We start from the raw sequence: 24785 nt of genomic DNA, 5'->3' as shown, positions 1-24785 counted from the left end.
CCCCTTGTTCCTACGACAACTAATCTTTAGCCCCTGTTGAAAGATACTTCTCAGACATCCTCTAAGCCCCTTGTCCGTGAAATCCAGATTTCAGACTATCCGACGATCGGTTCTAGTCCGGTAACTGGTATTGCTCCACAATTTTTTGGGCATAGGCCGGCACATGCTCCGCTAGCTTTTCAGGATAGTGGCGCTTTACGTAGAGATAGTTGCGCGTGAAGTGGGAGTCGATCGAGAAGCGAGCATATTCCAGCCCCTTGGGCCCCACCCGCTCAATCACCAAACCCATCAACTTAGCCGCCCACATGGGAATCGTGACCCCCTTGTCATAGGCGGGAATGCTATTTTGGACGGCGGCCCGGCGCTCCCCTTGAGACATCACCGGCTGGGTTTCGATTTGGTCGCGCACCATCTCTAACAATTCGCGGCCCGTTTCATTGCGCACCACCAACCATTGCCAGCCAAAGGGCGCACCCATATAGCCCACCACCAAGTCCGCAAGGGAGTTGACGTAATCAAAACAGGTCATGCAGGAGGGGGCAAACACGTCCTTTAATTGGTCGGTTTTTAGGCCAAAGAACGGAACCATCTCCGTGGAACCGTCTTCGTGCTTGAAATGCACTCGGAAATCCTGCATGAACTCGTAATAGACCACGGTGTCGGGCGATCGGCTGGTGGTGTCCAGGAATTTTTGCAGGCCGGCCCGGGTCACGTTGTCCACGCAGGGCGTACCGAGTACATAGAGCTTTTCGAGGCCCAGTTTGTCTTGAACCGCTCGCAGGGCTTGGATTTGGCAGCCCACCCCAATCACCAACAACCGCTTCATGCCCGATTGTTCAATCTGTTCCAAAACGGAGAGGTTGGGCGAAAGGGTGGGTTTGTTTACCCGGGCGGCCAAGATTTCTTCGGGGGTGGTGGCAATCACCGGTTGGGGCTGGAAGCGATCTTCCGGAGTGTTTTGCACACAGACGACCCCTTCCACTTTGCCGCTGGTGAGCATGGCGATCGCGATCGAGCTAACGATGCCAGTCCATTGGGCCCCCTCGATCGGCTCGGTTTTGCGCGCAGCCATCATTTCCTGATGCACGCCGAAGTAGATGTCATCTTCGACTTCCAGATCGCGGCTGCGGCCGTGGGCCTGGGTTTCCAGCTCGGCAATCTGTTGATTAATGAAGGCGCAGGCCTCTTTGACGTAATGCACATAGTAGGTGTCGCACAGACCGCATTCACTGCACAAATCCTTGGCGGGGCGACGGCTACCGGGCTTGAGGGCGCGGGCTTTTTTGTGGCCGAGGGGTGCTTGACCGGATTCGGAGGGTGATGAGGCGAGGGTCATGGCAACAGGCGGGCGTTGAGCATTGACGTGCGGTTTTTATTGTTTCATGGGCGATCGCTCCTGGTAACGGGAAATCAACAACCCGCAATGTTCAGCAACGAAGCAGCAAGGGAGTCGTGATCCCATCGCCAATCCATTACTAGTCCAAACACAATCCAGGCCAGGGCAATCACGGCGAGATCACGGCAGCATCGGGCATCAGGGCCACGGCTTCCGCTCGGTGTTTTTTCAGGGTGGCTGCGGGCAAGGGCCCATGGAGATGTTCCCAGGGCAGCACTTCCCCTAAATCCCAGTTGCGAAACACATAATGATCCAGCGGGGGCACGCGATCGCGCAGTTCCTTGAAGGCGCGCCGGTAACTGCCCAGGGAGACCCGATCGGGGTTGTCCGTGTCGCCCGCCCCATAGGCCCGCACCAGTTCCAACAGGGGGGTTAACCGACGATCACCCCGGGAAATCAGCGTCTGAATGATTGACCAGTTATAGCTTTCGGGCCGGAAGTCAATGCCATTGGAACGCAGGCGCTTTTGCAGCAATTTCAACCGCTTTTCCGCGTCCCGGTTCACCCCAAACCATTGAAAAGGGGTGTGGGCTTTAGGCACGAAGGTGCTGCAACCGAGGGTTAATTTCAGACCCGGGGCAGCTTTTTTGAGCTGTAACATCATGGCCGCTGTGGCTTCGATGTCGTCGGGGGTTTCGCCGGGAATCCCGGCCATGCCGTAAAGCTTGAGGGCGCTGAGGCCGCCGGCTTTGGCGTTCACGGCGGCCTGTTCGATCGCTTCGGTGGCCAACTTTTTGTTGATGATTTGCCGCACCGTTTCCGAACCGCTTTCCACGGCCACGGTGATCGATTTGCAATCGCGGCTGGCCAAAACGCGGGCCAGCTTTTCCGTCACCGTGTTGGTGCGCACCGAAGCCACACTGAGCCGCACCTGTTCATAGGCGGTTCCGGCCAGGCGATCGAGCAGACTGTCAAATTCAGGATGTTGGGTCACAGAAGCGCCGAGCAGGCCGATCCGGTTGGTGGCTTGCAGTCCCCGATCGATGGCCGGCAGCAAGGAGCCTTCCAAGTCCGCCGTCCGAAAGGGCAAGGTGAGATAGCTGGCCAGGCAAAACCGGCATAGTTCTGGGCAACTACGCACCGTTTCCACCATGAAGATGTTTTCCCAGGCGGCGCGCGGAGTCACCACCGTGGACACCGAAAGGGCGTTGCCACGATAGGTTTGTTTGCTGACGGTGGCAGGGATTCGATCGCTCAAGGGGCGAATGGCGGCGATCGGGCCCGTGGGGTCGTGATACTCCACGGCGTACAGTTGCGGCACATACAGACCCGGCACTTGGGCCAGGGCTTCCAATCGATCGGCCCGGGGGCGATCGCGCTGTTCTAGCAGCTTATTCACCAGGGCATCAATCAAAATTTCCCCATCACCCAACAGCACCACGTCAAAATAGGCGGCGAAGGGTTCCGGATTCGCCGTCAGCACCGGCCCGCCCCCAAACACGATCGGGTGCTCATCGGTGCGATCGACCGCATGGAGCGGCAAATCCAAATCCTCCAGCAACGCCATCACGTTGATGTAATCCAGTTCCCAGGACATGGAAAACCCCACCAAGGCGGGCGATCGGGGCAATGGCTCTTGCGCATCCGTAAACAACCGTGCCACGGCCAACTCCGGCCGTGCCGCCAACATGGCCCACACCACCTGATAGCCCAGGCTGGTGATGCCCACGGAATAGGTGTTCGGAAAGGCAAACACCGTGGGCAGGGCCTGGGGCAACGGTTCAGCGGGGTCAAACAGCAGGGTTTCGTCAGCAAAAGGAGCCATGCAACAACTGGAAAAAACCAGAGAAAAACCAGAAAACAACCGGAAAATAACCAGAAACTAGCGGCGTTAAGGAACGGCTATCAGCATGACAGGCTTAATAGATTGGGTCAAAGTTGCGGAGCCAGTCATGGTAACAAGGGGCTTGAGCATCTTGCTGCTTAAGGATTAGGTAGACAGTAACAGCCATGTAATTTAATCCAGCAAATTAAGGCAGCCACGTTACTAGGAGCAGCTTAGAGGATGTCTGAAAAGTGTCTTTTGGCACGGGCAATGCACCAATAGTCGTGGGGACAAGGGGCTTGAGCATCTTGTCTTCGTCGATCGATGAGGCGTGCAGAGTATCGATTTTGGCTTTTCAGACATCCTCTTAGGATCGCACCGAAGTTTCCGCCGGGGCGAAGCGTTCCTTAAACAACTTGATGTAAAGGTGCTTGAAGGTGGAACGAATCACCCGAGGCAACCCAAAATCGATCGGCATCAGGAAACTGGATAAGCGCCAATCCTCGATCGCCAGATCCGCCGGCCGCTGCAAGGGATAGGTCACCTGTTCCGGGGCCGGACAAACGCCCAAGGCTTCCGCCGCCGCCAAGGTGGGCACAGTTGCCGAATCCACCTGCAAAATGTCCGCCAAAGCCCGATCGAGGGCAAATACATTAGCCGATGCGCCCAACACCCCCAACAGGCGCGGTTCGCCGTTGCTGGGGCCGTCGCCCTCGTGGCCAATGATTCCATCCACGATCGTCAAGTCGGGGTCGATCGTCCGCGCCGTTTCCACCAACATACGCCCAAACCGAGCCACGTCCTTCCCCGCGTCCAAATGCCACCAGGCCTTCAGCTTGCCCGGCACACAGCCAAACAAATTCTTCACCCCCAGCGTAATCGTCAATTGGCAGTGGGATTTCACCTTGGGCAAATTAATCACCACATCTGCCTCCATCGCTTCCTTGCTCAGGCGCAGGTGACCAAATTCGCCGCTGAGGCCGTCGTAGCGCTGGCCCCGAAATTCCACGATCGGGATATTCAAACCTTGGGCGATCGGGGCCAGGCCGTTAGCCTTGGCCACGCCGGCCGCGCTGCCAAAGGCGGGACTGTCGCCCAAAAAGGGTTTTCCACCGGCCGCCAACACCAACTCCGCCACCACCTGCACCAGCTCGGGGCGAGTCGTGCATTCTTTGGCGGGTCGCGATCCGGTCAGGAGGTTGGGTTTCAACAGCACCCGATCGCCCGGCTGCACAAAGGCCGCCATCCCGCCCAAGGGTTCCAACAGGGCCACGACTTTTTCGCGCAACAGATCCAAATCATAGCTAGTGGCACTGAGCAAGCTAACGGGAACCATCGGCGTGTCTCCTGGTGTTTTGGGGGGCAATGGTTGAAATGATGGATCGAAATCAGGGATCGAAAAAGATGGATCGAAACTAGGGATCGAAATGCGATTAGAAAACAATCGAGGGCGGAGCAATCGACTGATTTAAATCATAGGTTGATTGATTTGAATCCTGGGTTGGTTGGCTGAAATGATGGGCCTTGGGTAAAGATTGCCCCGGAAAACGTTCTAGGATGGCTGACCAAGCCGCCACCACGTCATTAGTTTGATTAGCCAAAGAATAGGTGTTGCGAATATAGGCCGATGCTTGTTTGACTTTGGCGATCGTGGACTCAGGGCGGTTTACCCAATCGTCGATCGCCTGTTCAACCGCCTGGACAAATCCTAAAATATCGCCCCGCTCGATCGGGTAAGAAAACTCCGGTTTGAAAAATTCCCGCCCACCGCGGCCGTGGTAACCCACCGTCAGGCAGCCCGCCGCCATCGCTTCCGCCGCCGGTAAGCCAAATCCCTCTGGATCACCAAAACTCATAAAAATTGCCGAATTGCGCATCATTTCGGCTAATTTCGCCTGGGGCAAGTCCAACACTCGCACCAAGTGAAACCCCTGAAGCCGATCGCGGTGGCGCAAGATTTGGCAAACCTGCTGAACATCCATGAAATTTTTACGCGCCAGGAAGCAAATTTGATTGCTCTTTCGCTCAGGAAAATAAAACAACTCTGGATCAACGCTACACCGAACCCGGTGAACCTTAACTTGCGGGAAAGCCGTATGAATATAGTTTTTGCTGTCCTCAGAAACAACAATCACCCCTAATAAATTTGGATCAGCATAGGGCAAATATTCTTCTTCAAAATTCACTGAGAATTTATCAAATGTGTAATAGACATTCTGATTAAAAATCACAAAGGGAATATCTTTGGGCAGCTTGGCATATTCCGCCTGTTCATAGACCTCGGGCACAACCACAATGCTGCGATCGGGGTTAATGGTCAGAATTCCACCGAGGATGCGTGTTTCATTGGGAAACCACTGACAACGAAATTCCGCTTCCCTATGCAAAACCGCTGCGGAAAATCCCGACTGATTCAACAGATCCACCTGGCGATAGATCATCTGTACGCCGCCGGTCGGTTTTGTGAATTGTCGGCAGGGAAAGTAAATCTCGATCGCCTTTGGATCCACAGTTAATCTACCTAATTTTAGAAACTAGCAGTATGACTCAAGACCTAATACTGATCACCGAAGTTGATCACCCGAGTTTGTCAATCAAGATCGAGGAAAATCAGCCTTGATAATCATCCAAACGGCTCGATCGCACCATCAGCAACTTCGTGCAGAACTGGGCTGCAAACTGCGCCACCCAAAGCTCATTTTGGGCGATCGAGCCGCTTAAAACCTAAGTCGTTGGATTCGGCATTTGGCTCATGGTTTCCAAATTCAAAACTTCCGCCAACTTAGCCTCATCCATTAACCCTTTTTCCAAGACCAATTGGCGCAGGGATTTACCCGTTTCTAGGGATTCTTTGGCGATCGCAGCGGCATTCAAATAGCCAATGTGCGTATTCAGCGCCGTCACCAGGGCCAAGCTCCCTTCGGCATAATGCAAACAGCGATCGGGATTGGCTTCAATGCCCGCCAAACAGCGATCACTTAAAGCAGCGATCGTGTTGCCCAAAATCTCAATGCTTTGAATCAAATTGTAGGCAATCAACGGCATCATCACATTCAATTCCAGTTGCCCCGCTTGGGCTGCCAGGGCGATCGCCTGGTCATAGCCCATCACTTGGAAACAAACCATAGAAGTCATCTCCGCCATCACCGGATTATATTTACCCGGCATGATTGAAGATCCTGGCTGCACGGGCGGCAATTGAATTTCCTTAAATCCAGTTTTGGGCCCCGAATCCATCAAGCGCAAATCATGGGAAATCTTGGCCAAATCCTGAGCCAAATTCCGAATCGAACCGGACACATTCACAAAAGGAGCCATACTCTGCATAGCCGCCATCAAATGGGGAGCCGATCGCAACGGTTGCCCAATCAATTCTGAGAGTAATTCAGCCACCCGGAAGCGATATTGCGGATGGGTATTCATCCCCGTGCCCGCAGCGCTGCCGCCCAATCCCAAGACGCGCAAATCTTCCGCCGCCGTGGCAATTCGCCGCTCGTGATCTTGCAAAATATAAGCCCAGGCTCGAAAGCTTTCGCCCAACCGCACGGGTACTGCGTCCTGCAAATGGGTGCGGCCAGATTTGACAATTTCTTGGAAAGCGATCGCCTTGGCTTCCATGGCGGCGATCGCCTTTTTGAGGGCTGGAAACAGAGTGCGATCGAGCGCCAACAACCCTCCAATCCGAATGGCCGTCGGAATTACATCATTGGTGGATTGACCATAATTCACGTGATCATTAGGACTCACGCGGCCATAGTTTCCCTTGCGATCGCCCAACAGCTCCAAAGCCCGATTGGCCAACACTTCATTCACATTCATGTGATGGGAAGTGCCGGCCCCCGCTTGGTAAACATCCACTACAAATTGATCGCGCAATTGACCTTGCAAAATTTCATCGGCCGCCTGCACGATCGCTTGGCCTAATTCTTCCGAAATACAGCCTAATTCTGCATTGGCGATCGCGGTGGCTTTTTTGATCAGCAAGCAGGCATCGACATAGGTAGGCAGCGGTTTAAGGCCACTAATCGGGAAATTCTCGATCGCCCGGCAAGTCTGAATCCCGTAATAGACCGTATCGGGGATTTGTCGTTCCCCCATCGAATCCTTCTCAATTCGGAAGTTGTCAGCGGTGCTCATGGTTTTGGGTTTTGGGTTCTGGGTTGTCGATTGTCAATTTTACTGAGATTGCTTGCTTGAGTTGATGACTTTTCTGAATCATTTTTTGGGCGATCGCCCTTGATGATTCTCTGTGGCCGCTCCCTTGGATCACCGAGAGGATACCTGATCAATCAAAATTGCTATCTTTTAGGTCTTCTTGATCGACGAAGCCAAGGGGCTTAAGCCCCTTGTCCCCCCTCGCGCTGATTGATTGGCAAGCACTCCAAGCTACTTTTTAGGCATTTTTCAGGCATTTTTTAGATCATTTGGGTTTTTTATTTTGCTCATCATTCATTGCCTTCATGCCACTGGCCAACATCCAAAGGCCACCCAAAACAATTCCACCGGCCAAAGCACCCAACAGCCAATCTAAATTCATGCCACTTTCCATAAAAGTCTGCTCAACAAAATCAGTGTTTTTGTTTGTCTGCTCGATGGATCAGTTTCTTAACTGGAAGGGCGCTCAATTCGGTCATAGAGCCACAGGGAAATCACCATGCCCATAAAGTTGGCAGAAATTCCCGCCAAATTGGCTACCACCACAAACACATCCAACGGCCGCACAATTTTGGTGGGATCGGTAATCGCAACCCCGGCCGGTTGAGAGACCGCTTTCGAGACCAAAACATAGACCGCAACACCGGAGCCAATCAGGGTTAAAACCACCCCAATCATGCCCGCATAAACCCCCATTCTCAACAATTGAATGGTTTCCGTTTTGCGGGGTTGAGGTTCGCTGGTTTTATGAATTAATCCCTTAGCAATTCGGGTATATCGAAAGGATAAAACCGTGTTGAAGGCCGCCACAACTACGCCACAGGTGGCCCAAAAAATGCCAATGCTGACCCCTTGGGCAGCCCCTTGGCCGGCCAGACCCGGCACGGCAATCAGCAACAACAAAATGGCGGCTAAACCGAGGGCTAATTGCACCCAGAACCCAATCCAACCACCCAGTTGCAAGGTGGCGGCAATTCGCTGGATGGACGGCCGCGGCCCCCTTGACGGCGGCGGTGGGGGCGTGGGGTTGGAATCGGGACGGCTCAACATGGCAGCAAGGGCAGAATTGTGAAGATGCGGCGTTTGGAACAGCGAGCGTTAACAAGGCGGGCAATGACCCAAAACCGCAAGGCTCAGCATTGAGGTCACGGGTTGGGCTTGCCCCTCAAGCGTGGCATATTGCCGAGCCTCTCGCGCCGTTGAAGATTCATCGCAGCGGTCTGAATTCGGCGATCGATTCCCCCTTTTTTGACAGATATCGGGTGTGAGAACAGGAACGATCGCCCCTGGCGCACACCATCCTAATATTGGGAGGAATTGGCTCAACGCCACAGCAGCCCCTACAGTAACCCACCCGCAGCCATTCAAAATAACAGCCATCCACCGCAACGGGCCATTCCAAAATCAATGAGTTTCAAAGAAATGAGTTTCAAAGAAATGGGTTTAGAAACCGTGAAAGCAATTACTCTTCTGGGTTCCACCGGCTCGATTGGCACCCAAACCCTGGATATTGTGTCGCAATATCCCGATCGATTCCGGGTGGTGGGTCTGGCGGCGGGCAGCAATGTGACCCTGTTGGCGGAACAGGTGCGACAGTTTCGGCCCGAAATTGTGGCGTTGCGGGATGGGAGCAAGCTGGCGGAACTGCAAGGGGCGATCGCAGACTTGGATCCCCAACCCCAACTGGTGACCGGGGAAGCGGGCATCGTGGAGGTGGCAGGCTACGGGGATTCGGAGGTGGTGGTCACGGGGATTGTGGGCTGTGCCGGGTTGTTGCCCACGATCGCGGCGATCGAAGCGGGGAAAGATATCGCCTTGGCGAATAAGGAAACCCTGATTGCGGGTGGCCCGGTGGTATTGCCCCTGGTGCAAAAGCACGGGGTGAAATTGTTGCCGGCCGATTCCGAGCATTCCGCCATTTTCCAATGCCTGCAAGGCGTGCCTCAGGGGGGCCTTCGTCGCATTTTGCTGACGGCTTCGGGGGGGGCCTTCCGGGATTGGCCGGTGGAACGGCTGGCTCAAGTGACGGTGGCCGACGCGCTGAAGCATCCCAACTGGTCGATGGGCCGCAAGATCACGGTGGATTCAGCCACCTTGATGAACAAGGGTTTGGAGGTGATTGAGGCTCACTTCCTGTTTGGGATGGACTATGACGGCATTGATATCGTGATTCATCCCCAAAGCATTATTCACTCACTGATTGAGCTGCAAGATACATCGGTGCTGGCTCAGTTGGGTTGGCCGGATATGCGGCTGCCGTTGCTCTATGCCTTGTCCTACCCGGAACGGATTTATACGAATTGGGAAACGCTGGATTTGGTGAAGGCGGGCGATTTAACGTTCCGTGCGCCCGATCGCGCGAAATATCCCTGCATGGATTTGGCCTATGCGGCGGGTCGGGCCGGGGGATCGATGCCAGCGGTGTTGAATGCGGCCAATGAGCAGGCGGTGGCCCTGTTCCTGGAGGAAAAGGTGCATTTCCTGGATATTCCGAAGCTGATTGAAAAGGCCTGCGATCGCCACCGGGCGGACAATCGAACCCAGCCGACCTTGGAAGACATCCTGGAGGCCGATCGCTGGGCACGCCAAATGGTGTTGGATTTGCAAACGGCGGCGATCGCCTAATCAGCGTCTAATCATCATCACCGAGCAGCCGGATCGCCGCTCGAAAGACCTTGGCCCTAGGGGCGATAGAGCCAGAGGGGAACACCGCTCGTGGCCAACTCAAAGTCCAGGGCGCTGAGGGCCTGATCGACCTGTGGCCCCGTCCAGGGGCCGATCGACCCCCGGGCCCGGCCATCGGAATTCAGCAACCGGGCTAAGGGGGGTTTGCGCTCCTCGATCGTCTGCACCACCACCTTCTCCGGATCCAGCTTGGTCAAGTCCGCCAACCAGCGGCGGGCATCCTCTTCAGTGCCCAGGCGATCGATTAAGCCCAATTCCTTCGCCTGCTCTCCGGTAAAAATCCGCCCATCGGCAAAGCTGCGCACCGTTTCCGGCGGCAAATTTCGCGCTTGGGCCACGGTCTGCACAAACTGGTAATAGCTGCTGTCAATCAGGGATTGCAGGATTTGGCGTTCTTCGTCGCTCATGGGGCGATCGAACGCCAGGATGTCCTTATAGGGCCCGGACTTAATCACCTTGAAGGAAACGCCCACCTTATCCAGCAAGGATTCAATGTTGTTGCCTCGGATAATTACGCCGATGCTGCCGGTGATTGTGCCGGGGTTCGCCACAATTTGGTGCGCCCCCATGCCGATATAGACCCCACCGGATGCGGAAATATTGCCAAAACTGGCCACAATTTTGGTGGTTTCGCCCAGTTCCTTCAGGGCGCTGTAGATTTCCTGGGAATCTCCCACCGTACCGCCAGGGCTATCGATCCGCAGCAGCAAACCGGGATATTTGCGCTCTTTCACCACTTTCAGGGCTTTCAGCACCCGTTGACGAGTGCCCCCGGCGATCGCCCCGGAGATTTCAATGCGCGCGAGTTGTTTACGAGTATTGGGCTTGAAAGGCCACATGGGAATTGCCGTCTCGACACCAAAGGAGTGGATACAATTCTAGGGTTTAGTTAATATTTCTTAAAGTTATTGATCAAGTAATTGATCCCAGCCATGACCGCCCAACCCGTCAATCCCCAATCATCGCTGCAATCCTGGTGGGGGTGGCTGCTGCTGATTTCACCCTTTTTCTTTTGGGGCACAGCCATGGTGGCCATGAAAGGCACCCTTGACCACACCACGCCCTTTTTCTTGGCGGGGTTGCGGCTGGTGCCAGCGGGGCTGTTGATTTTGGGGGTGGCGGCCCTGACCGATCGCCTCAAACCTATCAGTGGGGTCGGGTGGGTCTGGGTGGCGGCCTTTGCCCTGGTGGATGGGGCCCTGTTCCAAGGCTTTTTGGCCCAGGGCTTGGCCCGCACGGGAGCCGGACTAGGATCGGTGACCATTGATTCGCAGCCCCTGGCGGTGGCCCTGATGGCCCGCTGGCTCTATCGGGAGCAGATCGGGCCCCTCGGTTGGTTGGGGCTGTTGCTGGGGGTGGTGGGCATTGCCAGTGTGGGGCTGCCCGATGAATGGATTTTGCAGTTGTTGAACGGCGCGACCTGGCAAGCGCTCTGGCAAAACGGGGCGATCGACTGGGATCCCGAGGCGATCGGGCAGTGGCTAGCGGCCTTGCTGAATAACCTCTGGGGCAGTGGCTTTTGGTGGATGCTGTTAGCGGCCCTGTCCATGGCGATCGGGACGGTGATGGTGCGGCGAGTGAGCCAGTATGTGGATCCGGTGGTGGCCACGGGTTGGCATATGGTCTTTGGCGGAATGCCCCTGTTTGGGCTGTCGGCGGCCTTTGAGGTGAACCAATGGCAAGGTTTGACCCTGGCCGATTGGGGATCGATCGGTTATTCCACCCTCTTTGGCAGCGCGGTGTCCTATGGAGTCTTTTTCTTTTTCGCCTCCAAGGGCAATCTCACCAGCCTCAGCGCCTTGACCTTTCTCACGCCGGTGTTTGCCCTGCTGTTTGGCAATTGGTTTTTGGGGGAAGTGCTCAGCACGGTACAAACGGCGGGCGTATTGCTGACCTTGGTTAGCATCTACCTGGTGAATCAGCGGGCGGTGATTGCCCAGAAGTTGCGATCGATCCATTCCAAGTTGGCTCCCATCCCGATCGAGGTGTCGTCCAAGGAATCGCCTTGATCGGCTCGATCGTCTTCAATAGGTCGCTAAGGGATCGATCGGCAACCGGAATAGACAACCGAAATAGACAACCGGAATAGACACAGGACTCAACGAGAATCAACGCCACGAATGGGCGAGAAATACCGAACCACCGGAACCGCCGATCGCTCCTTCAAGTCGGTTGCTATGGTGGAAACGGGTTTCAGGGTCGCGCCTATCCCCACCGTTGAGACCGAAATCTCACGCCAAAACTGCAAATCAAAATTTCGCACCAGGAAAAACATCATGGCTCGATCGCGCTGGCAAGGACGTGCGCTGGGATTGTTGATGGCGATCGCGCCGATCACCGCTCCCGCCGCCTGGGCAAACACCCCCGCCGCCCCGAACAGCACCGGCTCCGCTCGCTCGGAAATGACGCTGCAAACACAAATTGCCCCACCGCAAATCACCCTCCTAGAAACGGGCCAGGGCGATCGGCAGTCCTTGCGATTGCGCCTTCAGCAGGGCGATCAGCAGCGATCGTTATTGGTGATGAAAAGCCAAATGCAACTCACCCTGGCGGGCCAACAACCCATGGCCATGCCCGTGCCGGAAATGCGGCTGCTGACGGAAATCACCATCAACCAGGTGGCCAGCGATGGCCAAGTGAGCTACACCCTGCGCTATCCCAAGATCGAAATGATTGCGCCGCCGGAAATGTCCTTCGTGCAAGCGGCCATGGACAGCACCGCTCGGGAATTGGAGCGAATTCAGATTCAGGTGGAGGGGGACGATCGGGGGAAACTCTCGAAGGTGAATGTGCTGGCGGACGGCGAGCTTTCGGCCCCTTTGCAGGCCAGCCTCGGCCAAATGACCGAATCGATTCGCAACAGCAACATCGAATTTCCCGCCGAGCCGATCGGGGTTGGAGGGCGCTGGCAAAGTGTCACGGAAATTGAATCCGGGGGGCTGCGAATTCAGCAGCGGGCGGTTTATCAGGTGGTGGAAATCACGCCCGATCGGGTGGTGTTGAACGTGACCGCAGAACAGACGGCCCCGCCCCAAAAACTCACCATTCCCGGCATAGCCCCGGAGCAAGCCCCTTCCCTGCGGTCTTATCAGGCCAATGGTTCGGGTCAAATTCAGATGAACTTCAACCGCGTGGTTCCCACCCAATCGAATTTGTCCCTGAAGGTGCGATCGGAAATGGAAGGGTTACCCGGCGTGGGCACGGCCCTGATGACCGGTGATTTAGAAATGACCCTGGAGCCGCAACCCTAGCGCACTTGCCTATAATTGGGGGCCCTCTCTGGTCGCGATCGGGCGATGTGCGGTAATGGAGTTGAAAGTTGCCCTGTCGGCGCGGCGGGTGCTGGGTTGGTTGCTGTTCACGGTGGCCCTGCTGACCCTGGCGGGAACGGCGGTGCAGGTGGCGAAATATGCCTTTGGCTATCGCGAAGGCTGGACAAGGCTGTTTAACCTCGATCGGGAATATAACCTGCCCTCCCTGTTTTCCACGGGCTTGCTGGGGGGCTGTGCCCTGTTGCTCCGGGCCATCGGCCAGCGAGCGGCCGCCTTGGGCGATCGCTGGGCCCCCTCCTGGCGGCTGTTGGGTGGCATTTTCACCTTCTTAGCCCTGGATGAGTGGTTCAGCATCCATGAAATTTTGATCTTGCCCGATTTGGCGAAATGGGCAGGGTTGCCGGGCTTTTTAAAGCAAATTTGGGTGATTCCGGCGGCGATCGCCGTGGGTTGGGGCGCTTGGCGATTTTGGCCCTTTTGGCGACAGCTCCCCCCCAAGTTACGCGGTCGATCGCTGCTGGCGGGCTGTTTGTATGTTTCTGGGGCGTTGCTGATGGAGATGGTGGGTGGGGCCTATTCCGCCGATCAGGGCCAACAAAACCTGACCTATGCCCTACTGACGGTGGTGGAAGAGGTGGCGGAAATGCTAGGAACCACCCTGTTTTTGTGGGCGTTGTTGGTGCATTTGGGATCCTGGTCGGGGAAATTTTCCTTGGTGCTTAATTTGGGCGATCGAACTTTGGGCGATCAGAATTTAGGCGATCGACCAGATCCCAAGGATTCCCAGCGGCCATGATTGAGAAATTGCTTGGCCCACAAGGCTCCTCAGCGGAGCCAGGGGCGATCGGACAGGTTGCTTTTTGGCGATCGGGCTGGGCCGTCCTGGGGTGGACATTGCTGGGGGCCCTGGCGCGGTTTTGGAATTTGGGGGGCAAACCGCCATCCAGCATTGAAGTGGCCTCGATCGGGTTTGGACTGGGCAATGGGTTTGATCATTTGCCGCTCGATCGGCTAGTCCGCTTGGCAGAACTCTTGGAGCCGTTGCGGGTGCAACCCAGCGTGGGGCTGGATGAAACGATCGCCCGTTTAGCAGCCCAAAGCACCCATCCGCCCCTCTTTTTTGGGTTAATGCATGGCTGGCTGAGGGCGCTCACGCCAGCGGGTGGGTTGGTGGATTTGGCCACGGCGCGATCGCTCAGTGCCCTGCTGGGTTGTTTGGCAATTCCCGCCGGATTCTGGCTTGCCCAATGGCTGGCGGGTCACCTGGTTCCACTCCGAGACGGTGCAGCGGCTCCGCAGCCCACCGATCGCCCTGTGGCGGCCCTTTGGATGGCCCACGGGGTGGCGGCCCTGTTGGCCCTGTCGCCCTATGGGGTGGCCATGGCCCAGGAGGCCCGACACTACACCCTGGCGATTCTGTGGGCGATCGGCACTTGGGCCGCCACCTTGGGAGCCGTTCACCGCTTGGATCAGGGGAGATCGCCCGGTTGGGGCTTGGGAATTGCTTGGGTGCTGGGGAATGGCCTTAGCTTGGCCACCCACTATTTTTGTCTGTTGGGGATTGCGGCCCAGGGGCTGGCGATCGGCTGGTTAGCTTGGAGCCAAGGGCGATCGCAGGGGTGGTCAATCCTTCGGGGGCGGCCCTGGCGCGTGATGGGGGTGATTGCCCTGGCCCAAATTGCCACGGCGGCCGCTTGGTTGCCGGCCATGGCGGGAGCCTCCGAAAGTGAACTCACCGCTTGGATTCGGGAGGATCTGAGTCCGGCGGAATGGCTCTTGCCGCCCCTGCGGTTGCTGGCTTGGTTGGCCACCATGGTGGTGTTGCTGCCGGTGGAACAGCAGCCCCTACCGGTGATCCTGGGCAGCGCGATCGCCCTGTTGGCCATTCTGGGATTGCTGCTGCGGATGATTGGGCCCCTTTGGCGATCGGGCTTGGCCCGTCCTGCGCCGCTGTGGTGGGCGCTCAGCATTGGGATTTTGGGGCCGTTGGTGCTAATGCTGCTGTCGATTTACACCGATCGAGGTGACCTCAGCGTCGCTCCCCGATACCAGTTTGTGCATTTCCCGCTGGTGGTTTTGGGGGTGGGGTTGGCCCTGGGGCAACGGGCGGCCGATCGCGCTCCCCTTTCGATCGGTCGGTGGCATGGGTCGGGGCGATCGGCCATGGTCGCGATCCTGGTCGTCAGTCTGTTGGGGAGCTGGGCGGTGGCCAACAATTGGGGCTTTTTAAAATCGCGACAAATCGATCGCCTGTGGGAGCAAATCGAAGGGCGATCGACCCATGCCCCGCTGCTCGTCAGTCACATTGAAACCTATGCCGAAATTCGCGGCACGGTGGCGATCGCCTACGAATGGCAACGACGACAAGCGGCACAAACCCAGCAGCGCCCAGCCCAGCCCCCGAATTCACCCCAACTTGCACCGCAATTTTTGATGTTGCAAGAGGCGAGCGATCGGGCCGATGCCCAAGCCCCCTTAGCCCAAGTGATTCAGCAGCAGACTCGGCCCTTTGACCTGTGGACAGTTGACCTGTCGCCCGCCTTGGACTTGGAAGCCTATGGGTGCAAGCGAGCGAAGGAACGCCGCCGACCCACGGGCTATCGTTTGCGCCACTACCAATGCACCGAAGCGGCTTCTTGACCTTACCCGTTCGCCCCAATCATGCCGAGCGAGTGAACGGGGCGATCGACCCGGCCAGCAGTTGGCCATTAGGCTGGATGGGGTTTTTCAGGCGGCAACCTAGGCGCGATCGGGCTTGGCAAAGGCACGGAAATAGAGCGATTTTGAGAACTCTTTGATCGGAAAGAGTAGATAGGTCAAGGGATTGATTGTCACGATGATGTTGCGCACATCCCGTTCCGCCAAGGCCACGATCGCCCGCGCAACCCACCCCGCCGACATAATCCCGATCGGGTTGAGATCGCTCTTGAACGGGCCAAGAATCAGCTTCCGCACCACACAGGGCGCATCCAGTCGCCGCAGGGTGATCAAATCCCCGATCGCCCGTTTCGATAGCTCATAGAGGGGGCTAAACGCCGGGTTCACTTCCGCTTCGGAGGTGTTGACCCAAACTTCCTTCAGGGCCCGGTGTTCCGACTTGGTGACCGTTTCAAAAAATAGCTCCATCAACCGCCAAGCCGACAGGGTGTTCACCTCCAGCGCTTGGGCCACGGCCGCCGCCGAGCGATCGCCCTGATTCACCCCATGGTTAATGATCAAAATATCCACATTGGCCAGGGTTTCGCGCAGGGCCGCCTCTTCGCCCGATCGCCAAGTGACCACCCGTACATTGCCCTCAAAGGTGGTTCCTTCGCGCGTTGTCAGGGCAATCAGCCTCGCTCCTCGACTTTGCAACACGGCAATCAGGGCCCGGCCCATGCTGCCCGACGCGCCGGTAATCGCGATTGTTTTGCCCTTCAAGGACAGGGCTGTGCCCAGCAGCTTATCCACAAATGTCAAAGACCCACAGTAATAGGCATTGCCCGAATCAAAATGGTGTCGCCAATGGTAGGTGCGATTCACCGTCCAGATGGAGGGGTTACTATCCAGATCACCCGCCTTATGGGTTAGGTCGGTTTCCATCAGGTAGCCGCGCGATCGGGCGATCGCCGTGGCCAAAAAGCCCAGGGAATAGAGGCAACCGAGCCACATTCCCCACTGACCCGACAAGGCCGCCGTCAGCCCCACCACCGAAGCCATGGTGGCCGCTTCGGGCGCATCGTTGGCCAATTGTGCTTTGTAATAGGCATCAAGGCTGCTGATGGTTAGGTCACGGCGATAGACCTTGTGGTGCATGTTGTGGGCCCGTTGTAGCGGTTCCCAATAGTGGCCGGCCACATGATAAAAATCGCGCACGATTTCGGCCAGGACGATCGAGCCGATCGCCCAACTCAGTTGTACGAATCCCTCTGCGTTCATGATTTGGTTCTACTTAGCCCAGCTACGGATGCTCAAAACGGTTCAACGTTGAATTGCCATGGGATCAGGTTCAACCAGGCGATCGATTGCCCAGAATGGGGAAAGACCCGATCGCCCAGTTCGCGGGGCTAGGATGCAGTTTGTTGAATTGAGCTGAATTGAATGGAACTGAATTGCACTGATCGTCAATCAGCCCAAGCATCAATCAGCAAAAGACAATGGCTATAGAATAGCGACTTCCCGGAGCGGCTGATGCAGCAAGCAACGGAGATGACATTCAAACAGGTCGGGCGTTTGAACTCCAACGCTGGCGATCGCGGGGGCCGCCGGGAAAGGCAACAGCCGATCAAAATAGACGGGATTTGGATCTTTGTCTGGGCGATCGAACCCAAATTGCATCAAATACAAACCAGGCGGAAGCCGAAGCCAATTCATTAGCTCAAAACCCAACCGATAGGCCGCCTGTCGATCACGATCGGATAGGTGATGGGGCTGAAGGAACTGACCCGTTGAGCCAGGTTCCGCACCAAGGGCGATCGCTTCACCATACAGAGGACCCTTGGCGGTCACGATCAGGGGTAGCCACAACTGACCCTCGCCGTTGGGCCAATCTAATTCCGCCGTCACCCGCGATCGCAAGCTTTCGGCCGCCGCGCAGGTCACCCAGGTGGGACGGTGAACCCAGTCTGCCGGAAAGCGATCGTCCTCCAAGATCCGTAATGTTAGGGGACAGTCGATCGCCCCTGGGCCGCCGGGCAAAGGAGTTTCATCACCCACCACCACGATCTGCAGGTCAAGCCGGTCAACTGCCACGGACTTCAATCGATCGAGCGCCACCGACAACCAATCCCCAGCGGCTAGCGAATCCGCCCGATCGATCCAAACTCTTAAACAGGTCATGGAGTTTCGCCAGCGAATTCGGGGAGGTCAAGACTTCCGGGGCGACGACTGCTGACCGCCAGCCGATAGCTAACGCTTTGTAATTCCGCCTGTAGGTTGCGATTTTCCTGTTGCAGTTGGCTCACGCGCTCTTTGATGGCGCTCAGGCGGTCTTCAAACTTGGAGCGATAGACGTTGGGCAATTCCTGAATCGTTTGCTCCAGCATCCGGCTGCGATCGCCCAATTCTTGCACTGACTGGCGTAATTGATAGATTTCCGCGTCCCGATCGGCTAATTGATCCTGATAAAACCCCACCTGTTCTTCCACTTCCCGCACCCGATCGCGCAGGGCTTGCAATTCCGCTTGATGGCGCTCTGGCTGGTCGGAGGTGGGCACCAGGCCCGCATTGCCCTTCACCAAGCGGAACAGTTCCTGCGAAAGCTGCTGTACCAAGCGATCGCGCATTTGCAGCTCATCACGCAAGCGGGCAATTTCCGCTGGGGCTGCTTGACCGTTCAATCCGTCGGCTTGCATCACGGCAATGGGATGGGGTTAATAATCGTATGAACAACGCTACCGTATTTTTTAACCCAAGATTGGCTTGAACAGCTAGGGCTAGGCCAGAAGCTGTTTTTGATTCATCGTTTTCGATTCGCTGTTTTTAATTCAATCGCTGATTCCAAGAAGACTGTGCTACCTCGCGAAACCCTGCTGAAGCGTGCAACCCACCGAGACACGATCGCCCGGGCGATCGACCTGGCAGACCAGAGCCTAAAAACCTGGGAACCGGCCGTGAGCGATTTTTTGTCACCGCCGGAAATTGCCGACATCCAAACCGTCTTCAGTGGCTTGGCGGAAGTGGTGTTCATGCCTTGGGGGGGCTATCCCCAAGCGGAACGGCAGCGGGTGGCCTTTGCCCGATCGGAACTGCCGTTGGTGACGGACGCGATCGAGGTGGCAGCCTTGGAAATTGCCGGGAATTTTTTGTTTGACCCGGCCACCCATCGGGACTTTTTGGGGGCCCTGTTGGGGACGGGGTTGGTGCGCGACAAGGTGGGCGATTTGTTGGTGCAGGGGGAACGCGGGGCCCAAGCCCTGGTTGCGCCGGAGGTGGTGGAATTTTTGGAGCTGAGCTTAACCCAGGTGCGATCGGTGCCGGTGAAAACCCGCGCCATTCCCCTCAGTGAACTGAAGGTTCGTGAACCCAAGAAAAAGGAAATGACCACGGTGGAGGCTTCCTTGCGCCTAGACGCGATTGCCTCCGCCGGGTTTGGCCTCTCCCGCAGCAAAATGGCGGAGGCCATTTCCGGGGGCGATGTGCGGGTGAACTGGAAAGACATCACCAGCCCCAGCCATTTGCTGAAATCGGGGGATCTGGTAGTGTTGGCGGGCAAAGGTCGCCTCTCGATCGGGGAGATTGCCACCACCAAGAAGGATCGCTATCGGGTACAACTCACGCGATTTGTGTAGGACACCCGTTAGCGGGCGGGAGCGCGTTTTTTCCACTGGGCGATCGCCTGTTGGGCGCTGGCATAGGCCGCTGTGTTGGGCGGCACTAGGCTGGCCGTTTGGATGGCGGCGGCCAGTTGGTTGGCATTGGCGCGACCTTGGGCAATCTTGAGAATTTCTTGGCTCCAAAGATTGATTTGGTCGCGGGCGGCGGGATAGCCCGGTTGGTTCACGGGCACGCTGCGGGCCAGGTCGATCGCCCGGTTATAGCTAGAGGCTTGGTTCAGTTGAATTTGGCTGGCGGCCTTTTGCAGGGTGGCACGGTTGTTGGCCTGTTGCTGCTGGAGGGTTTGCCATTGGGCGATCGAGCTGCGTGCTTCTTGGTACACCTCACCCCGATCGGGCGCAACAATTTTGGCCGCCGCGATCGCCCCGCCAAAGTCGCCATTGAGGGCCCGCCCTTTGGCCAAATCCAAAATGACCCGGCTCCAGCGGTCGATCGCCTGTTGGGCTTGACCGTAGCCCGGATCTCCCGGCTTGATTTGTCGGGCTTGCAAAATTGCCTTGCCAAATTCCGAAGCCTGATTCGTCCCGATCGGGATCCGTGCCAGGCTCAATTGGCTCACCCCGGCAGGGCTGGCGGCCGGCGGCGTGGAGCTGGGGTTAGGACTAACTTGGGGGCTGGGTTTTGGGCTAGGTAACCCCGACTGAGCCACAGGAGCGGGCTGAGGACTCGCCAAAGGGCTAGGTTCCGGCGGCGGCAACGTCCGGGAGCCAGTGGGCGGCGATGCCCCATTGGCCGGCGCAGGCAGGGGTGTAGCGGGGGCCGGACTCGCGATCGGGCTAGGAGTTGAGGCTATGATGTTAGCCCCAAACAGAGCGGCATAGTTGCGGGCCACCACGGCCGCCAACAGCACAATTCCAAAAACTCCCAACCAGGTCACCAACTGGCGAGCAAAGGCCAAATCACTGGCACTGAGACCAGCCGTGAGCGGGCCAATCAGGGCCAAGTCTCGCTGGGACTCGGGAATCGGTTCCGGTGGTGGAGCGCTGGGTGGTGGGGAACCGTTGGGATTCACAGGCGCGATCGGGGAACCGGGCGCGATCGCGCTTGGGGGCCGCAAGTTGACCGACTCCGCCGGGCGATCGCCGTTGGGCACAGCCGGTGTGAAGGGATTCGATGCGGCTGACCCCGATTGGGCCTCTTCCGTGGGAACCCAATCATTGGCAAATAGCGCCTCAAAGGCACTGGGTTCCGTGGCCCAAGCATCGGGCAAATTGGCGGCGGACGCGAATCGATCGAGCGCCTCATCATCCAAAGCCGGACTTTGCACCTGATCTGAACCAAACACGCCCAGTTCTGGCGATGGGTCGGGTTGTGGATTAGGTTGCGAATTGGGCTGTGAATTGGGTCGATTCACTGGGTAATCGGCCTGGGACTCAAGCGGTAGATCACTGGGCGACCCATTTCCCAAGGGGGCGATCGGGGGTTCCACAGCCAAGGCCGGCGCACTGGCCGGAAACACCACAAAGGATTCGATCGGGCGTGGTGGTTCTGGCATCATCCGCCCCACCACCGTTTCATAGAGCCGCTCGTGGGGATGGGCAAACACCTGCACCTGGGGCGCAACTCGGCCCTGCTCCTGGGCTAAGGCACGGGTCGTTTCTCGCAAAAACCGCGAGAGGGCATAGAGATTCATGCCTTGGGATTGGCCCAGGGCCGCCGCCAGGGCCGGAGCCAACAGTCCGCTGCTTTGGCGACCGGCCCCCGGCTCTGCCAACAAAATCGACAACCCCATTTCTTGGGCCAAGAGGGGAATTTCACCGCCCACCGGAGCCAGATTGTCTGCGGGCGGCCGGCTCAAGTCCAAAACCAACAACACCTGACCGCCGGGGCCGACCCGATCGCTCGCCAATTTCAGGTATTCACAAACTCGCCGCAGGGGAATCCCCGCCGTTGCCGCCCGATCGAGACTGGCTTCAATGGGTAGCAAATAATCCCGATCACGATGGCTCACCCCATAGCCACTGAAAAAGCACCAAAGGGTATCACCGGGGTTCACCAATTCCGTGGCGGCAAAATCCAGCCAATATTCCAGATTTTCGCGATTGGGATAGGTAGGGCGATCGAGCAGGGGCAAGGAGCGATCGCTCAAAATCACGGTTCGATATTGGGTTCCCGCCGAGCCGCTCGTTTGGCTCTGCCAAGCCTGGGCCACGGTGACCACATTGGTCTCCGCCTCGGCCAGCGGCGGCAACAAAGGATATTGACCAATCCCGATCGCGATCGCCCAATGGGTTTTGCCCTGGGTTGCACTGGAACTCGTCACCATCAAAACCCCTTCGTGCAATGCGTTTGTCTACTGTGCCTGGGTTGGGCTGGTTGGGCTAGTGGTTATGGCCCTGCTCGATCGTCTTGAATTGTTTTCAATTTTGCCGCCCCGAATTCCGTCGCCCCGGATGTTGAGCACATCTTGAGAGCATCTTGCTCGCGGGCAGAACCCAAGCCAAGCGATCGAACCCATCGAAAAAGTTGCCCAAACCATATCACGGCCGTCCGGCGCTCTGGAAAACGATCGAAATAGCTACGGGATGGCTATGGATTCAAGGGTTGGGATGATCAATGGATCGTCATGAAATGAGAGCAACTTTAATTAACGCAAATGCAACTTCAGTTAATGCAACTAATGCAACTTTAACGATGCTTGATTTTTGAAGATTGCGAGATGATGGATTCATTAACGGATTTCAAGGGTAACGTTTGGGGTGGTCTGTGGCGAAATCTTGGGTGAGCCGATCGATTGAGGCCCTGTCGGATTTGGTTTGGCAGCGATCCTGTGAGCTATGCGATCGCCCGGCCAAGCATCAAGGCCTCTGCCTCGCCTGCGATCACCGCTTGCTCGCCAGTCAACTGCCCCTTGAGCAACGGTGGGGCCGCTTGCCGGCCAACTTGGTTCCGTCGGCTCCCCTGTTCCTGGCTTGGGGACTCTATGACGGATCCCTGAAACGGGCGATCGCCGCCTTGAAGTATGAGGGCCATCCCAAACTGGCAGCGGCCTTGGGCCAGGGTTTGGGTCGTCTGTGGCTGACACCGGGAACCGATCGGGCCATTGCAACCCCTTGGCAACAGCTCGATCGAGCGGCTCCTTGGGTGATCCCGATTCCGCTCCATGAAGCTCGACTGCAAAAACGCGGCTTTAATCAGGCAGAATTATTGGCTAAGCACTTTTGTGATGTAACAGGCCATCATCTAATCCCCAATGCCCTGCAACGGATTCGGGATACCCAAGCGCAATTTGGCTTAGGCCAGGGCGATCGAGCCGCCAATATGCAGGGGGCCTTTGCCTTGGGGCCGGGCCTGCGGCAACAACGTCCCCGAGCGGTGATTTTGCTGGATGATATCTATACTTCCGGGGCCACGGTTCAAGCGGCTAGCCACAGCCTGCGGGCGGGCGGCTGGACAGTGGCGGCGGTGGTGGTGGTAGCCCGATCGGCCCAGCGCCCGGCTCCCGGAACCCACCCACCGACCCGATCGGCCCCAGCCCGCCCGAAACGTAGAGATTCTTAATTGATCGCAACGACCGGAAAACTCGTCCGCTAAAATTCGGTTGCACGGCCGCCGCGCGATCGCCAGGGCCGCCGTCCTTCCCCCTTGCCTATTTCCTCAAAGGAGCCAGATTCATGGCGCTGCCCCTCTCCAAATCCCTGACTGATAAACCCCTTTGGCTGCTGGGTGCGGGGGTTGCTGGGGCGTGGCTGGCGCTGGAAGTGCTGAACCAAGCGCTCCATGGGCTGGGCAGTTGGCTGCCGGCCGGAGCCGTGGCCGTGGGCGCGGGCTTGTGGTTAACGCGACGACGATCGCTCCCGGTGGCCCCGGTGACGGAACCGAGCGTGCTCGATCGAGCCGCTGCGGAACGGGCGATCGCCCGGGCCCAAGGTCTGCTGAATTTGATGGCCGCAGAATTACCCGCATTTTCGGCTCAAGATTGGCAAGCCCAACTCGATCGCCTGACCCAAGATTTAGACCGATCACGCCTGTCCCTGGCGATTCTGGGGGGCCCCGCCGTTGGTAAATCGGCGTTGGTCAAAGGTTTGGGCGCGGCGGCCCTGGCGATCGACTATCAAGAACTGCCCAGCCTGTTTGTGGGGGGCGAAACTCAAGATCCAACCACCCTGGACTTGGCCCTTAAAGCCGATCGGGCCCTGTTTGTGACAGCGGGCGACCTTACCGAAACGGAATACGAAATCTTGGAATGGTTGCTGGCCCACGAACAGGCCCCGATCGTGATCTTCAACAAGGCCGATCGTTATCTGCCCGCCGATCGCGACACCGTGTTAACCACCATTCAACATCGGCTCCATGGGCAACTAGCCCCCACCGCCATCATCCCCACCGCCGCCGCGCCGGCCGCGATCAAAGTTCGCAAACATGCGGCCGATGGCACGGTGCAAGAATTCTTGGAACAGCCGGAGCCGGACTTGGGAGCCTTGGTCACCGACTTGCAAAACACGCTCATGGCCGAGGGCGATCGCTGGCGGTGGCGCACCGCCCTGCGGCGCACTCGGCAAGTCACGGAGCAGTTGCAAACCACCCTCAAAACCGATCGCCGCGATCGGGCCGTCGGGGCGATCGAGCAAAGCCAATGGATCGCCGCCGCCACGGCCTTTGCCAATCCGCTGCCTGGCTTGGACTTGCTGGCCACGGCGGCGATTAATGGCCAATTGGTGATGGACTTAGGCCAGATCTATCAGCAACGGTTTTCCCTCGATCGGGCCCAGGCGATCGCCCAAACCCTCGGGGAAGTGATGCTGAAGCTGGGACTGGTGGAACTGGGCAGCCAGGCGATCGCCACCGCCCTCAAAACCAGCGCCCTCACCTACCTGGCCGGCGGCGCAATTCAGGGTCTGAGTGCGGCCTACCTGACCCGTGTGGCGGGTCTGAGCCTGGTGGAACTGTTCCAAGCCCATGTGGAAGCGGAATGGGCCGGCCAACCGGAGGGCGAAAACTGGCTCAGTCCCGATCGCCTGAGCACCATTCTGCGGCGTGTTTTCGAGCAAACCCGCCAGAGCACCCTCATCCAAACCCTAATCGACCAAGGGCGCGATCGACTGTTTCCCAATGCCGCGACCAGCCCCGCCCCCAACTAGCGCCTAGACCGATGGACGCATCCTGTTGCTCAACTTCGGTTTAGCCTTCTCTGTTGCACAACCTGAAAGCTGAGCAGTTCAGAAACCAGCACCCAGAAGCCAACATTCAGAAGCAC

The 24785-nt window shown here is 57.5% G+C and carries 21 protein-coding genes; 8 read left to right on the top strand and 13 right to left on the bottom strand.

Annotated features, from left to right (window positions below):
* Positions 1 to 112: 112 nt before the first annotated feature.
* From AC2IAX_RS17700 to AC2IAX_RS17670, 7 genes are all read right to left on the bottom strand, one after another.
* Positions 113 to 1336: a Coenzyme F420 hydrogenase/dehydrogenase, beta subunit C-terminal domain gene (locus AC2IAX_RS17700; RefSeq protein WP_494388620.1), complete on the bottom strand. Its 1224-nt coding sequence runs from the start codon at positions 1334 to 1336 to the stop codon at positions 113 to 115.
* Between the two features lie 169 nt (positions 1337 to 1505).
* A complete protein-coding gene (locus AC2IAX_RS17695; RefSeq protein WP_494388619.1) occupies positions 1506 to 3161 on the bottom strand; it encodes a B12-binding domain-containing radical SAM protein in 1656 nt (551 codons plus the stop codon).
* A 367-nt stretch (positions 3162 to 3528) separates the two neighbouring features.
* Positions 3529 to 4497: an Npun_F2552 family protein gene (locus tag AC2IAX_RS17690; protein WP_494388618.1), complete on the bottom strand. Its 969-nt coding sequence runs from the start codon at positions 4495 to 4497 to the stop codon at positions 3529 to 3531.
* 97 nt (positions 4498 to 4594) lie between these two features.
* Entirely contained in the window at positions 4595 to 5671 is a 1077-nt protein-coding gene (locus tag AC2IAX_RS17685; RefSeq protein ID WP_494388617.1) for a glycosyltransferase, read from the bottom strand.
* Between the two features lie 214 nt (positions 5672 to 5885).
* Positions 5886 to 7298: an aspartate ammonia-lyase gene (locus AC2IAX_RS17680; RefSeq protein ID WP_494388616.1), complete on the bottom strand. Its 1413-nt coding sequence runs from the start codon at positions 7296 to 7298 to the stop codon at positions 5886 to 5888.
* 283 nt (positions 7299 to 7581) lie between these two features.
* Complete coding sequence (locus tag AC2IAX_RS17675) at positions 7582 to 7710, bottom strand: hypothetical protein (RefSeq protein WP_494388615.1); 129 nt, start codon at positions 7708 to 7710, stop codon at positions 7582 to 7584.
* 56 nt (positions 7711 to 7766) lie between these two features.
* Positions 7767 to 8366: a DUF3611 family protein gene (locus tag AC2IAX_RS17670; protein WP_494388614.1), complete on the bottom strand. Its 600-nt coding sequence runs from the start codon at positions 8364 to 8366 to the stop codon at positions 7767 to 7769.
* A 402-nt stretch (positions 8367 to 8768) separates the two neighbouring features.
* On the opposite strand from AC2IAX_RS17670, the gene dxr reads away from it, so the two are divergent.
* Positions 8769 to 9941 (top strand): 1-deoxy-D-xylulose-5-phosphate reductoisomerase, encoded by a 1173-nt coding sequence (gene dxr / locus AC2IAX_RS17665; protein ID WP_494390434.1) that lies wholly within the window; start codon positions 8769 to 8771, stop codon positions 9939 to 9941.
* A 56-nt stretch (positions 9942 to 9997) separates the two neighbouring features.
* Here the strand turns inward: dxr and sppA are convergent, their stop codons facing one another.
* The gene (gene sppA, locus AC2IAX_RS17660; protein WP_494388613.1) at positions 9998 to 10840 is read right to left on the bottom strand and encodes a signal peptide peptidase SppA; all 843 of its coding nucleotides are present in this window, start codon (positions 10838 to 10840) and stop codon (positions 9998 to 10000) included.
* A 93-nt stretch (positions 10841 to 10933) separates the two neighbouring features.
* Between sppA and AC2IAX_RS17655 the strand changes: the two genes are divergently transcribed.
* Positions 10934 to 12010, top strand: coding sequence for a DMT family transporter (locus tag AC2IAX_RS17655; protein WP_494388612.1), 1077 nt, complete (start codon positions 10934 to 10936; stop codon positions 12008 to 12010).
* Between the two features lie 89 nt (positions 12011 to 12099).
* On the opposite strand, the gene AC2IAX_RS17650 is transcribed toward AC2IAX_RS17655, so the two are convergent.
* Complete coding sequence (locus tag AC2IAX_RS17650) at positions 12100 to 12279, bottom strand: hypothetical protein (RefSeq protein ID WP_494388611.1); 180 nt, start codon at positions 12277 to 12279, stop codon at positions 12100 to 12102.
* Between AC2IAX_RS17650 and AC2IAX_RS17645 the strand changes: the two genes are divergently transcribed.
* From AC2IAX_RS17645 to AC2IAX_RS17635, 3 genes are read left to right on the top strand one after another with little or no spacing between them, the layout of a single operon-like run.
* Complete coding sequence (locus AC2IAX_RS17645; RefSeq protein WP_494388610.1) at positions 12278 to 13252, top strand: hypothetical protein; 975 nt, start codon at positions 12278 to 12280, stop codon at positions 13250 to 13252. The two genes, AC2IAX_RS17650 and AC2IAX_RS17645, sit on opposite strands and share 2 nt — an antisense overlap.
* 55 nt (positions 13253 to 13307) lie before the next feature.
* A complete protein-coding gene (locus AC2IAX_RS17640; RefSeq protein WP_494388609.1) occupies positions 13308 to 14069 on the top strand; it encodes a DUF8692 domain-containing protein in 762 nt (253 codons plus the stop codon).
* Positions 14066 to 15913, top strand: coding sequence for a glycosyltransferase family 39 protein (locus AC2IAX_RS17635; protein WP_494388608.1), 1848 nt, complete (start codon positions 14066 to 14068; stop codon positions 15911 to 15913). The genes AC2IAX_RS17640 and AC2IAX_RS17635 overlap by 4 nt, the downstream gene beginning before the upstream one ends.
* A 99-nt stretch (positions 15914 to 16012) precedes the next feature.
* On the opposite strand, the gene AC2IAX_RS17630 is transcribed toward AC2IAX_RS17635, so the two are convergent.
* The 3 genes from AC2IAX_RS17630 to AC2IAX_RS17620 form a co-directional block, all read right to left on the bottom strand.
* The gene (locus AC2IAX_RS17630) at positions 16013 to 17191 is read right to left on the bottom strand and encodes a bifunctional sterol desaturase/short chain dehydrogenase (RefSeq protein ID WP_494388607.1); all 1179 of its coding nucleotides are present in this window, start codon (positions 17189 to 17191) and stop codon (positions 16013 to 16015) included.
* A gap of 222 nt (positions 17192 to 17413) precedes the next feature.
* The gene (locus AC2IAX_RS17625; protein WP_494388606.1) at positions 17414 to 18091 is read right to left on the bottom strand and encodes a hypothetical protein; all 678 of its coding nucleotides are present in this window, start codon (positions 18089 to 18091) and stop codon (positions 17414 to 17416) included.
* Complete coding sequence (locus AC2IAX_RS17620; protein ID WP_099532763.1) at positions 18088 to 18606, bottom strand: Npun_F5560 family protein; 519 nt, start codon at positions 18604 to 18606, stop codon at positions 18088 to 18090. The genes AC2IAX_RS17625 and AC2IAX_RS17620 overlap by 4 nt, the downstream gene beginning before the upstream one ends.
* A 156-nt stretch (positions 18607 to 18762) precedes the next feature.
* Between AC2IAX_RS17620 and AC2IAX_RS17615 the strand changes: the two genes are divergently transcribed.
* On the top strand, positions 18763 to 19542 hold the full coding sequence (locus AC2IAX_RS17615; protein ID WP_494388605.1) for a photosystem II electron transport protein, Sll1252 family: 780 nt from the start codon (positions 18763 to 18765) through the stop codon (positions 19540 to 19542).
* An 8-nt stretch (positions 19543 to 19550) separates the two neighbouring features.
* On the opposite strand, the gene AC2IAX_RS17610 is transcribed toward AC2IAX_RS17615, so the two are convergent.
* Positions 19551 to 21854 carry a caspase family protein gene (locus AC2IAX_RS17610; protein ID WP_494388604.1) on the bottom strand — a complete coding sequence of 768 codons (2304 nt, stop codon included), beginning with the start codon at positions 21852 to 21854 and terminating at the stop codon, positions 19551 to 19553.
* A 440-nt stretch (positions 21855 to 22294) separates the two neighbouring features.
* On the opposite strand from AC2IAX_RS17610, the gene AC2IAX_RS17605 reads away from it, so the two are divergent.
* Entirely contained in the window at positions 22295 to 23089 is a 795-nt protein-coding gene (locus AC2IAX_RS17605) for a ComF family protein (protein ID WP_494388603.1), read from the top strand.
* A 113-nt stretch (positions 23090 to 23202) separates the two neighbouring features.
* Positions 23203 to 24669, top strand: coding sequence for a slr1306 family protein (locus tag AC2IAX_RS17600; protein ID WP_494388602.1), 1467 nt, complete (start codon positions 23203 to 23205; stop codon positions 24667 to 24669).
* The last annotated feature ends 116 nt before the right edge of the window (positions 24670 to 24785 follow it).

It is taken from the genome of Limnothrix sp. HT2024 (genome assembly GCF_059138625.1).
The sequence above is the reverse complement of the archived record's forward strand: the minus strand, read 5'-3'. Positions and strand labels throughout refer to the sequence as shown.

Excerpts from the sequence above, each read along its gene's own strand:
- AC2IAX_RS17670 (WP_494388614.1), bottom strand. The coding sequence starts at position 8,366 with ATGTTGAGCCGTCCCGATTCCAACCCCACGCCCCCACCGCCGCCGTCA.
- AC2IAX_RS17675 (WP_494388615.1), bottom strand. The coding sequence starts at position 7,710 with ATGGAAAGTGGCATGAATTTAGATTGGCTGTTGGGTGCTTTGGCCGGT.
- AC2IAX_RS17690 (WP_494388618.1), bottom strand. The coding sequence starts at position 4,497 with ATGGTTCCCGTTAGCTTGCTCAGTGCCACTAGCTATGATTTGGATCTG.
- AC2IAX_RS17635 (WP_494388608.1), top strand. The coding sequence starts at position 14,066 with ATGATTGAGAAATTGCTTGGCCCACAAGGCTCCTCAGCGGAGCCAGGG.
- sppA (WP_494388613.1), bottom strand. The coding sequence starts at position 10,840 with ATGTGGCCTTTCAAGCCCAATACTCGTAAACAACTCGCGCGCATTGAA.
- AC2IAX_RS17600 (WP_494388602.1), top strand. The coding sequence starts at position 23,203 with ATGGCGCTGCCCCTCTCCAAATCCCTGACTGATAAACCCCTTTGGCTG.
- AC2IAX_RS17625 (WP_494388606.1), bottom strand. The coding sequence starts at position 18,091 with ATGACCTGTTTAAGAGTTTGGATCGATCGGGCGGATTCGCTAGCCGCT.
- AC2IAX_RS17630 (WP_494388607.1), bottom strand. The coding sequence starts at position 17,191 with ATGAACGCAGAGGGATTCGTACAACTGAGTTGGGCGATCGGCTCGATC.
- AC2IAX_RS17610 (WP_494388604.1), bottom strand. The coding sequence starts at position 21,854 with ATGGTGACGAGTTCCAGTGCAACCCAGGGCAAAACCCATTGGGCGATC.
- AC2IAX_RS17695 (WP_494388619.1), bottom strand. The coding sequence starts at position 3,161 with ATGGCTCCTTTTGCTGACGAAACCCTGCTGTTTGACCCCGCTGAACCG.
- AC2IAX_RS17655 (WP_494388612.1), top strand. The coding sequence starts at position 10,934 with ATGACCGCCCAACCCGTCAATCCCCAATCATCGCTGCAATCCTGGTGG.
- AC2IAX_RS17700 (WP_494388620.1), bottom strand. The coding sequence starts at position 1,336 with ATGACCCTCGCCTCATCACCCTCCGAATCCGGTCAAGCACCCCTCGGC.
- AC2IAX_RS17645 (WP_494388610.1), top strand. The coding sequence starts at position 12,278 with ATGGCTCGATCGCGCTGGCAAGGACGTGCGCTGGGATTGTTGATGGCG.
- AC2IAX_RS17650 (WP_494388611.1), bottom strand. The coding sequence starts at position 12,279 with ATGATGTTTTTCCTGGTGCGAAATTTTGATTTGCAGTTTTGGCGTGAG.
- AC2IAX_RS17640 (WP_494388609.1), top strand. The coding sequence starts at position 13,308 with ATGGAGTTGAAAGTTGCCCTGTCGGCGCGGCGGGTGCTGGGTTGGTTG.
- AC2IAX_RS17680 (WP_494388616.1), bottom strand. The coding sequence starts at position 7,298 with ATGAGCACCGCTGACAACTTCCGAATTGAGAAGGATTCGATGGGGGAA.
- AC2IAX_RS17620 (WP_099532763.1), bottom strand. The coding sequence starts at position 18,606 with ATGCAAGCCGACGGATTGAACGGTCAAGCAGCCCCAGCGGAAATTGCC.